Source organism: Mycobacterium sp. 852002-51613_SCH5001154 (assembly GCF_001667425.1).
GTDB lineage: Bacteria > Actinomycetota > Actinomycetes > Mycobacteriales > Mycobacteriaceae > Mycobacterium.
Genome location: NZ_LZII01000086.1, coordinates 22,455 through 31,970, shown reverse-complemented (window position 1 = coordinate 31,970; position 9,516 = coordinate 22,455). Strand labels below are relative to the sequence as shown.

At 68.7% G+C, this 9,516-nt stretch carries 11 protein-coding genes; 5 read left to right on the top strand and 6 right to left on the bottom strand.

What is annotated here, in order from left to right; all coding sequences use genetic code 11:
* From A5750_RS25060 to A5750_RS25045, 4 genes are all read left to right on the top strand, one after another.
* Nucleotides 1-1,449, top strand: a 1,449-nt coding sequence (locus tag A5750_RS25060) for a bifunctional [glutamine synthetase] adenylyltransferase/[glutamine synthetase]-adenylyl-L-tyrosine phosphorylase (RefSeq protein WP_082959209.1), incomplete at its 5' end; no start/stop codon positions are given.
* On the top strand, nucleotides 1,446-2,090 hold the full coding sequence (locus tag A5750_RS25055; protein ID WP_066951742.1) for a PaaI family thioesterase: 645 nt from the start codon (nucleotides 1,446-1,448) through the stop codon (nucleotides 2,088-2,090). The genes A5750_RS25060 and A5750_RS25055, both read left to right, overlap by 4 nt.
* Entirely contained in the window at nucleotides 2,087-2,947 is an 861-nt protein-coding gene (locus tag A5750_RS25050) for a TIGR03619 family F420-dependent LLM class oxidoreductase (protein WP_066951744.1), read from the top strand. The genes A5750_RS25055 and A5750_RS25050 overlap by 4 nt, the downstream gene beginning before the upstream one ends.
* 121 nt (nucleotides 2,948-3,068) lie before the next feature.
* Complete coding sequence (locus A5750_RS25045; RefSeq protein WP_066951818.1) at nucleotides 3,069-3,602, top strand: GNAT family N-acetyltransferase; 534 nt, start codon at nucleotides 3,069-3,071, stop codon at nucleotides 3,600-3,602.
* A 4-nt stretch (nucleotides 3,603-3,606) separates the two neighbouring features.
* Here the strand turns inward: A5750_RS25045 and A5750_RS26020 are convergent, their stop codons facing one another.
* Both A5750_RS26020 and glnA read right to left on the bottom strand, forming a co-directional pair.
* Nucleotides 3,607-3,765 carry a hypothetical protein gene (locus A5750_RS26020; RefSeq protein WP_156659406.1) on the bottom strand — a complete coding sequence of 53 codons (159 nt, stop codon included), beginning with the start codon at nucleotides 3,763-3,765 and terminating at the stop codon, nucleotides 3,607-3,609.
* Nucleotides 3,766-3,928: 163 nt separating this feature from the next.
* Nucleotides 3,929-5,365, bottom strand: coding sequence for a type I glutamate--ammonia ligase (gene glnA, locus A5750_RS25035; RefSeq protein ID WP_066951746.1), 1,437 nt, complete (start codon nucleotides 5,363-5,365; stop codon nucleotides 3,929-3,931).
* Nucleotides 5,366-5,609: 244 nt separating this feature from the next.
* Between glnA and A5750_RS25030 the strand changes: the two genes are divergently transcribed.
* A complete protein-coding gene (locus tag A5750_RS25030) occupies nucleotides 5,610-6,032 on the top strand; it encodes an RDD family protein (RefSeq protein WP_066951748.1) in 423 nt (140 codons plus the stop codon).
* 47 nt (nucleotides 6,033-6,079) lie between these two features.
* Here the strand turns inward: A5750_RS25030 and A5750_RS25025 are convergent, their stop codons facing one another.
* From A5750_RS25025 to A5750_RS25010, 4 genes are all read right to left on the bottom strand, one after another.
* A complete protein-coding gene (locus tag A5750_RS25025; protein WP_066951750.1) occupies nucleotides 6,080-6,832 on the bottom strand; it encodes a DUF4191 domain-containing protein in 753 nt (250 codons plus the stop codon).
* 48 nt (nucleotides 6,833-6,880) lie between these two features.
* Entirely contained in the window at nucleotides 6,881-7,804 is a 924-nt protein-coding gene (gene lipA / locus A5750_RS25020; protein WP_066951753.1) for a lipoyl synthase, read from the bottom strand.
* Nucleotides 7,801-8,499 carry a lipoyl(octanoyl) transferase LipB gene (lipB, locus tag A5750_RS25015; RefSeq protein WP_066951755.1) on the bottom strand — a complete coding sequence of 233 codons (699 nt, stop codon included), beginning with the start codon at nucleotides 8,497-8,499 and terminating at the stop codon, nucleotides 7,801-7,803. The genes lipA and lipB overlap by 4 nt, the downstream gene beginning before the upstream one ends.
* Before the next feature lie 105 nt (nucleotides 8,500-8,604).
* Nucleotides 8,605-9,516 (bottom strand): TIGR01777 family oxidoreductase, encoded by a 912-nt coding sequence (locus A5750_RS25010; protein ID WP_067266570.1) that lies wholly within the window; start codon nucleotides 9,514-9,516, stop codon nucleotides 8,605-8,607.

Sequence of the window (9,516 nt, the reverse complement as noted above, 5' to 3'; positions counted from 1 at the left end):
GCGCTCGGCTACGAGGGACCGCAGACGGCGTTGAAGCACATGTCGGCGCTGGTAAACCAGAGCGGCCGGCGCGGTCGCGTCCAGTCGGTGTTGCTGCCCCGACTGCTGAACTGGATGTCGTACGCCCCCGACCCCGACGGCGGGCTGCTGGCCTACCGCCGCCTGTCCGAGGCGCTCGCCGCCGAGAACTGGTACCTGGCCACCCTGCGTGACAAGCCCGCGGTCGCCAGGCGGCTCATGCACGTGCTCGGCACCTCCGCCTACGTGCCGGACCTGTTGATGCGCGCGCCCCGGGTGATCGAGGACTACAGCGACGGCGTGGCCGGCCCCAAGCTGCTCGAAACGGATCCCGCCGCGGTGGCCAGGGCGCTGGTCGCCTCGGCCAGCCGACACCCCGACGCGGTGCGCGCGATCGCGGCCGCCCGCACGCTGCGCCGCCGCGAACTGGCCCGCATCGGCTCGGCCGATCTGCTCGGCTTCCTCGAGGTCACCGAGGTGTGCCGGGGGCTTACCTCGGTGTGGGTGGCCGTGCTGCAGGCCGCGCTGGACGCGATCATGCGTGCCAACCTCCCCAAGGACGGCAAGGCGCCGGCGGTTATCGCGGTGATCGGTATGGGCAGGCTGGGCGGCATGGAGCTGGGCTACGGGTCCGATGCCGACGTGATGTTCGTGTGCGAGGCGGCGGCCGGCGTCGAGGACTCGGTGGCGATCCGGTGGTCGACGACGGTCGCCGAGCAGGTTCGCACGCTGCTGGGCACGCCCAGCGTCGATCCGCCGCTGGAGGTCGACATCAACCTGCGGCCCGAGGGCCGCCAGGGTCCCTTGGTGCGCACGCTGGGTTCCTACGCCGCCTACTACCAGCAGTGGGCGCAGCCGTGGGAGGTTCAGGCCCTGCTGCGGGCGCACGCGGTCGCCGGCGACGCGGACCTGGGTGAGCGGTTCTTGTTGATGGCCGACGAGACGCGCTACCCGCCCGCCGGGGTGTCCGCCGAGGCGGTGCGGGAGATCCGCCGCATCAAGGCCCGCGTCGAGTCCGAACGGTTGCCGCGCGGCGCCGACCCCAACACGCACACCAAGCTGGGCCGCGGGGGACTGGCCGACATCGAATGGACCGTGCAGCTGATGCAGCTGCGGCACGCGCACCAGATTCCCGCCCTGCACAACACCTCGACGCTGGCGTGCCTGGACGCGATCGCCGCGGCCGACCTGGTGCCCGCCGAGGAGGTCGATCTGCTGCGGCAGGCGTGGCTGACCGCCACCCGGGCCCGCAACGCGCTGGTGCTGGTGCGCGGCAAGCCGACCGATCAGCTGCCGGGACCGGGACGCCAGCTCAACGCTGTCGCGGTGGCCGCGGGCTGGCCGACCGACGAGGGCGGGGAGTTCCTGGACAACTATCTGCGGGTGACGCGGCGGGCGAAAGCGGTGGTACGGAAGGTGTTTGGCAGTTGAGTCAGGAGGCCGGCGCGTTGGACGCCATATTCGAGGTGCTCGACGCGGCGGAGGCGCAGCGAGTGACAGCGCTCTACGCCCCGTTGGCCGACGCCGTGCGCGACCTAGTCGACGCCACCATCCGGACCGAGGTGGACGACGACGTCGTCGCCCAGGCGCGGTCGGCGATCGAGGCCGTCACAGCGTCGTTGCGGCAACGGACCCGGCCGGTCGGGGTGACTTACCGCGTCGACGGCCGCCCGCTGCCGCTGGGCAACGCCGCGATCGGCGTGTGCAACCCGATCGCGCCGCCGATCGTCGTCCACCACGACGGCGGCGGGCGCTGCTGGAGCGAGTTCGTCCTCGGTTCGGCCTACGAGGGGCCACCGAAACTGGTGCACGGTGGCGTCAGCGCCCTGGTGCTCGACCACATGCTCGGCGAGGCGGCCAGCGAGGGGCTGTCCAAGGCGCGCTTCACCGGAACGATCACCGTGAAGTACCTGCGCGGCACCCCGCTCGGGCCGCTGCGCTGCGAGGCGTGGGTCGACGGCAAGGAGGGCCGCAAAGTCTTTGCCCGCGGCACGATTTCGGACGCCGCGGGGGTCACCGTCGAGGCCGAGGGCGTCTTCATCGAGCCGGCGTGGGCCCGGGAAGCCGAATGAAGTTCTACGTCAGCAGTGCCTTCCTGAACACCCGGGAGATCATCGAACTCGCCAAGGCGGCCGACGAACTCGGCTACGACGGCATCGGGATTCCCGATCACGTCGTCAACCTGGAAACGCTGGACACCCCGTACCCGTACACCAAGGACGGGCAACGGCGTTGGCAGCCGTTCACCGACTGGCCCGACCCGTGGGTCCTCATCGGCGCGCTGGCCCAGGTCACCACGCGCCTGCGGTTCGTCAACACCGTCTACATCCCCGCGATGCGCAACCCCTATTCGGCCGCCAAAGCGATTGGCACCGCGGCGCTTTTGGCGTCGGGCCGGGTCGAGCTCGGCATCGGCGTCGGCTGGTGCCGCGAGGAATTCGCATTGATGGGCGAGCGGTTCGAAGCCCGCGGGAAACGGACCGACGAGATCATCGACCTGATGCGCGCGCTGTGGCGGCCGGGCTGGACGGAGTTCGAGGGCGCGTTCTATCGCAACCCGCGGCTGGAAATGGAGCCGACGCCGCCGCCGATACCGGTGTACGTCGGCGGGCTCAGCGACATCGCGCTGCGCCGTGCCGCGCGCAACGATGGCTGGATCGGCGATCTGATCAAGACCGAACGCGCCATCGAGGCGGTGGGCCGGCTGCGGGAGTTGCGTGCCGAAAACGGTTTGTCGATGGACGATTTCACCATCCTGACACCGCTGACCGACGCCTTCACCACCGCCGACTACCAACGCGCCGCCGCCGCCGGCATCACGGGCATCATCACCATGCCGTGGATGTTCTACGCGGGACCGGACGCGTCGTTGGCCGACAAGATCGACGGCATGCAGCGCTTTCGCAAGGACCTGGCGCTCGACGGCTAGTTCTCGGGTTCGCGGCCGCGACAGATACCCTACGGCGAAGACACGCCGCAGACCTTCGCCATAGTTTATGTTTCGCGAGCTTGCCGGCGAAAGCCCTTGCAAGCCTGGAAGGATGCCGGGCATGCCAGGAAAAGTGGGCCGGCTGCGTCCGGCGTCCGCAGAGGATGCCGCGGCATGCCTTGCGATCTATCGCCCGTATGTCGAGGAAACGACGGTCAGCTGGGAGATCGAAGTCCCGAGCGCCGGCGAGATGGCGGCCCGCATTCGAGACGCCTACGAGTGGCTCATCCTGGAACGCGACGCTCGGGCCATCGGATTCGCCTACGGCCACGCGCTACTGCGCCTGCCCAGCTTCCAATGGTCGGTCGAGACCGGCATCTACGTCGACCTCGACCATCACCGCACCGGCGGCGGCCGACAGCTGTACACGCGGTTGCTCCGCCGGCTCACGGAGCGCGGCTATCGGAGAGCCTTCGCCGGCATCACCCAACCGAACGAGGCCAGCAACGGATTTCACCGATCGTTCGGGTTCCAGGACGCCGGCCTATATCGGCGCGTGGAATGGAAACACGGCCGCTGGCACGACGTCGCGTGGATGCAACTCGACCTGGGCGGCACGGCCGACGCCGACGAGCCGCCCAGCCCGATCGTGTGATTGGTTAGCGGCCGCCGCCGGCACCGCCACCGACGAAGCCGCCGCCGGCACCGCCACCGACGAAGCCGCCGCCGGCTCCGCCACCGAACCGTCCGCCGCCGGCGCCTCCGCCGATGCGGCCTCGGCCGTGCCCAACCATTACCTGTGCGGTGCTGATAGTCATGGTCCAGAAGCTAACGCCGAATCCGTTGCCGCCGCAAGACTTCGAATCTGAACTTTCCGCCACATGCTCGGTATGGGCCACAAAAGCGAAGGGTCCACCCGCTCGCTGAACTGATCGCGGAGCGGGTGGACCCTTCTGGGAGCTACTGCGGACGGACGTCGACTTAGACGTCGTAGTACAGCGCGAACTCGTACGGGTGCGGCCGGATCTGCACCGGCAGGATCTCGTTCTCGCGCTTGAAGCTGATCCACGTCTCGATCAGGTCGGGCGTGAAAACGCCGCCCTCAGTGAGGTATTCGTGGTCCTCTTCCAGCCGGTCGATCACCGCGGACAGTTGGGTGGGCGCCTGCGGGATGTTGGCGGCCTCCTCCGGCGGCAATTCGTACAGGTCCTTGTCCACCGGGGCCTGCGGTTCGATCTTGTTCTTGATGCCGTCGAGCCCGGCCATCAGCATCGCCGAGAACGCTAGGTACGGGTTGCCCGACGAGTCGGGGCAACGGAACTCGAGCCGCTTGGCCTTCGGGTTGCTGCCGGTGATCGGGATGCGGACACAGGCCGAGCGGTTGCGCTGGCTGTAGACCAGGTTGATCGGCGCCTCGTAACCCGGGACCAGTCGCTTGTAGGAGTTGACGGTCGGGTTGGTGAAGGCCAGCAGCGACGGGGCGTGGTGCAACAGGCCGCCGATGTAGTGCCGCGCGGTGTCCGACAGGCCGGCGTAACCGGTCTCGTCGTACATCAGCGGGCTGCCGTCCTTCCACAGCGACTGGTGGGTGTGCATGCCGGAGCCGTTGTCGCCGAACAGCGGCTTGGGCATGAACGTGACGGTCTTGCCGTTCTGCCATGCCGTGTTCTTGACGATGTACTTGTACAACTGCATGTCGTCGGCGGCGTGCAGCAGCGTGTTGAACTTGTAGTTGATCTCGGCCTGCCCACCGGTGCCCACCTCGTGGTGGCCCTTCTCCAGGCTGAAGCCGGCCTTGATCAGATTCGACAGCATGTCGGCGCGCAGGTCGACGTAGTGGTCGACGGGTGCGACCGGGAAGTACCCACCCTTGGGGCGGACCTTGTAACCGCGGTTGGGAGTGCCGTCGTTCTCGGTCGGCTCGCCGGTGTTCCACCACCCCGAGATCGCGTCGACCTCGTAGAAGGACCCGTTGGTGCGCGAGTCGAAGCTCACCGAGTCGAAGATGTAGAACTCGGCCTCGGCGCCGAAGTACGCGGTGTCCGCGACGCCGGTGCTGATCAGGTAGTTCTCCGCCTTGCGGGCGATGTTGCGCGGGTCGCGCGAGTAGGGCTCGAGGGTGAACGGGTCGTGCACGAAGAAGTTCAGGTTCAGCGTCTTGTGCGCGGTGAACAGGTCGATCTGCGCCGTCGCGGGGTCGGGCAGGAGCAGCATGTCGGATTCATGGATGGACTGGAATCCGCGAATCGACGAACCGTCGAAGGCCAGGCCGTCCTCGAAGACGCTCTCATCGAAAAACGAAACCGGAATCGTGAAGTGCTGCATGATGCCTGGCAAGTCACAGAACCGGACGTCGACATACTCGACGTTCTCGTCCTTGACGAGTTTGAAGACGTCGTCGGGCGTCGTTTCCGTCACAGAAATGCTCCTTTACTTGGTGAGATCCGCGGCCTGACGCTATGGAGCAGATGTTGCCCGCCAGTCAACCCCGTGTTGCGCGCACGTTACGCGACCCATGTCATCCACAAAAGAGCGGCATCGGCGGCGGGTTCTATTGTGGGGCCATGGATCGCAAGATCGTATCTGCTCCGGCCCCCGAGCGCAGCGTTCGCTTACGGGCCCGGGCCGTGCAGGTCAGGCAGCCGAACCCGGGTTTCGGCCGATGACGTCGGAATCGCGATCCGCATACCCCGGCGAGAAGCTGGGCCTGCCGGAAACCGGACCGGGGTCCCTGGCCCCGATGGGCCGTCGGCTGGGCGCGTTGATGGTCGACTGGCTGATCTCCTACGGCCTGGCCGCGCTGGCCCTGCGCTTCGGTGTTTTCTCCGAACACACGTTGGCGACGGCGGTGCTGGCCATCTGGTTCGTGCTCGGCGTGGTCTCGGTGCGGCTGTTCGGCTTCACGCCCGGGCAGTTGGTGCTGGGCCTGCGGGTGGTGACGGTCGACCGGCAGGCGGCGGTCGGCATCGGCCGCGCGGTGATACGGGGCGTGCTGGTGGGAACTGTCGTCCCGGCGTTGTTCACCGACTGGGACGGCCGGGGGCTGCAGGATCGGCTGACCGCAACGGCGGTCGTGCGGCGCTGACCATTAGCGGCGACCCGCCGCGCTTGCGATCGCCGCTGACTTAAGGGCTACTTGCGGCGCACGGTGCGCTGCACGCCGCGCATCTTGCCGGCGTTGGGGAGCGGCCCCTTCGGCAGGACGGCGGCGCCGGCCCGCGTCCCCAGCGCGGCCAACCGCGACTCCAGTGTGTCCATCTGCTTGGCGGTGATGTTGGCCGGCAGGCGGTTGAGGTGGCGCTCCAGCTTGGACAGCGGAACCTCGTCGTCCCCGTTGCCGACGATGATGTCGTAGATCGGCACGTCGCCGATGAGCCGCGCGGTGCGCTTCTTCTCCTGGGCCAGCAGCGGCCGGACCCGGGCCGACGACCCTTCCCCGACCAAGATGACGCCGGGCCGGCCGATGACCCGGTGCACCGCGTCGAGGTGGCCGGTCGCGGCCACCCCCGGCGTCACCCGCCACTTGCCGCGCAAATTGTCCAAAGCCCATGCGGCCGCACCGGTTTGGCCCTCGGCCTTGCTGTAGACGCTCTTCTGGGCGCGGCGGCCGAAGATGATGAAGGTGACCAGCCCGCCCAGCAGCACGCCGAACGGGATCAGCGTGAACATCGTCAGCCCGCCGGCCCACACGCCGACCGCCACGGAGATTGCCACGATCAGCACGAAGGCGCCGATCATGTAGGGCAGCAGCCGCTTGTCCTCCTGACGCTGCAGGTTGAACGCCTGCCACAGCTGGGCGCGCCGCTCCTTCGCGGCGGCCTTACGCGCGGCTTGCGCCTGCGCGCGGGCGGCCTTGTTCTCAGCGGCGGTGCGGGGTTTAGCCATAGTCAAAGAATACGTACCGCCGCCGCTGACTGGCGCGGCGCTACATGTTCAGCTGCGGGTGCGCGCGGCTTGCTCGTAGAGCCGGCCCGCCCGGTAGGACGACCGCACCAGCGGGCCGGCCAGCACCCCGGCGAAGCCCAGCCCCTCGGCGTGCTGGGCGAACTCGACGAACTCGTCGGGATGCACCCAGCGTTCGACCGGATGGTGCCGCGTCGACGGCCGCAGGTACTGGGTGATGGTGACGATGTCGCAGCCGGCGCCCCGCAGGTCGGCCAGGGCGGTGCGCACCTCGTCGGCGGTTTCGCCCAGCCCGAGGATGAGATTGCTCTTGGTGACCAGCCCGGCGCCGCGCGCCGCGGTGATGACGTCGAGGCTGCGCTGGTAGGTGAAGGCGGGCCGGATCCGCTTGAAGATGCGGGGCACGGTTTCGACGTTGTGCGCCAACACTTCTGGGCGTGATTCGAACACCTCGGCCAGCCGGGCGGGCTCACCGTTGAAGTCGGGGATCAACAGTTCGACGCCGGTCGACGGGTTGAGTTCCTTGATGGCGCGCACCGTCTCGGCGTAGAGCCAGGCCCCGCCGTCGGGCAGGTCGTCGCGGGCCACCCCGGTGATGGTGGCGTAACGCAGTCCCATGCTGCGCACGCTGTCGGCGACGCGCCTCGGCTCGTCGCGGTCCAGGGCGGCGGGCTTTCCGGTATCGATCTGGCAGAAGTCGCAGCGCCGGGTGCACTGGTCACCACCGATCAGGAAGGTGGCTTCCCGGTCCTCCCAGCACTCGAAGATGTTGGGGCAGCCGGCCTCTTCGCAGACCGTGTGCAGCCCCTCGCGGCGGACCAGGCCCTTCAACTGGGTGTATTCGGGCCCCATCCGTGCCCGAACCTTGATCCACGGCGGCTTGCGTTCGATCGGGGTTTGCGCGTTGCGGACCTCGAGGCGCAACAATTTGCGGCCTTCGGGTGCGACAGTCACATGCCTGATGCTACGCGCGTACCCGGGTGTTCTTGGACCGGTAGGGCGCCGTCGAGGGCGGCGCAAACGGCGGCGGCGACGGCCGCGCGGACGTCGTCGACGACCACCGGACGTCCCAGCTCTTCGGCCAACGACGTCACGCCGGCGTCGCTGATGCCACAGGGCACGATCGTGCCGAACGCGCCGAGGTCGCAGTCGCAGTTGAGCGCGAACCCGTGCAGGGTGGTCGCGCGCGACACCCGGACGCCGATGGCTGCCACCTTGCGGTCGGGCCGGCCGGCGCCGCCGGGCACCCAGACCCCGGAGCGGCCATGCACCCGACCGGTCTCCAAGCCCAGATCGCCGCACACCTTGATCAACGCCTCCTCGAGGCGCCGCACGTAATTCACCACGTCGAGCGGTTCAGCCAGGCCGATGATCGGATACCCGACCAGTTGCCCCGGGCCGTGCCAGGTGATCTTGCCGCCGCGGTCGGTGTCGACGACGGGGGTGCCGTTGACCGGCCGTTCGTGCGGCTCGGTGCGCCGCCCCGCGGTGTAGACGGGTGGGTGCTCCAGCAGCAATAGGGTGTCGCTGCCGCCGGCGACCCTGGCGTCGGCCAGCTCGCGCTGCAGCTGCCAGGCGGTGCGGTAGTCGACAGTTCCGAGCTGGCGAACGTCGATCGCGGCCGGGCTGGACCGGATGGAATCGATCACGTTCGCGACGGTACTCGCCGGACAACCACCCCGCGACGCGGTGTCACGCTGGCGTGACGTTGGGCGGCGTCGGCCACGCCTGCGTGAGACTCGCCGGCGTAGTGGCTAGTCCTGGTCGCGCCGCGCGGTGGCGTAGCCGAGGGCCTCGCCAATCGTGTTGTGGTGGAACTGGAAACCGGCCCGCTCCAGCGCGGACGGAATGGCACGCTGGCCGATCAGCACGCCCTCGTCGGCGAACTCACCGAGCGCGGCGCGCACCGCGAAACCGGGCATCATCAGCGGCGTCGGCCGGTTGACCGCCCGACCGAACGCGGTGGTGAACTCGGCATTGGTCACCGGCGCGGGCCCGGTCATGTTGACCGGGCCGGACACCGCGGTGTTGGAGATCGCGAACAGCAGCGCCCGCACCTCGTCCTCCAGGGTGATCCAGGACATGTATTGACGGCCGCTGCCCAACCGGGCCCCGAGGCCGGTCCGGAACAACGGCCGCAACCGCCCCAACGCGCCGCCCGCGGGCGAGAACACCAGCCCGGTGCGGGCGAGCACCACCCTTGCGCCACCGTATTGCGCCGGCAGCGTGGCGGCCTCCCAGTCTTCGCATAGCTGGGCCAGGAAACCCTTTCCCGCCCGGTCGTTTTCGTCGACCACGCGGTCCTTGGTGTTCCCGTAGTAGCCCACGGCGCTGGAGTTGACCAGCGTTCCCACCCCGGCCTCGGCGACGGCATGCGCCAAGACTTCGGTGGGAGCGATGCGGCTGTCCCGCAGGCCCTGCTTGAAGGCGCCCGACCAGCGACGCTGGCCGACGTTGACACCGCACAGGTTGACGACGGCATCGACGTCGCTGATCGCGTCGACGTCGATCTCGCCGCTCTCGGGATTCCAGTGCAATTCATCGGAATTCGACGGCGCCCGCCTCACGATGCGCAACACCCGGTGGTCGGCCGCACGCAGCGCCGCGGTGAGAGCGGATCCGATCAGTCCGGACGAACCCGCTATCGCGATGACGAGCTTGACCAC

Bases quoted from the DNA above. Each gene is read 5' to 3' on its own strand.
- A5750_RS25030 (WP_066951748.1), top strand. From the start codon at position 5,610: ATGACGTCGGAATCGCGATCCGCATACCCCGGCGAGAAGCTGGGCCTG.
- A5750_RS25025 (WP_066951750.1), bottom strand. From the start codon at position 6,832: ATGGCTAAACCCCGCACCGCCGCTGAGAACAAGGCCGCCCGCGCGCAG.
- A5750_RS26020 (WP_156659406.1), bottom strand. From the start codon at position 3,765: ATGACTATCAGCACCGCACAGGTAATGGTTGGGCACGGCCGAGGCCGC.
- A5750_RS25045 (WP_066951818.1), top strand. From the start codon at position 3,069: ATGCCAGGAAAAGTGGGCCGGCTGCGTCCGGCGTCCGCAGAGGATGCC.
- A5750_RS25050 (WP_066951744.1), top strand. From the start codon at position 2,087: ATGAAGTTCTACGTCAGCAGTGCCTTCCTGAACACCCGGGAGATCATC.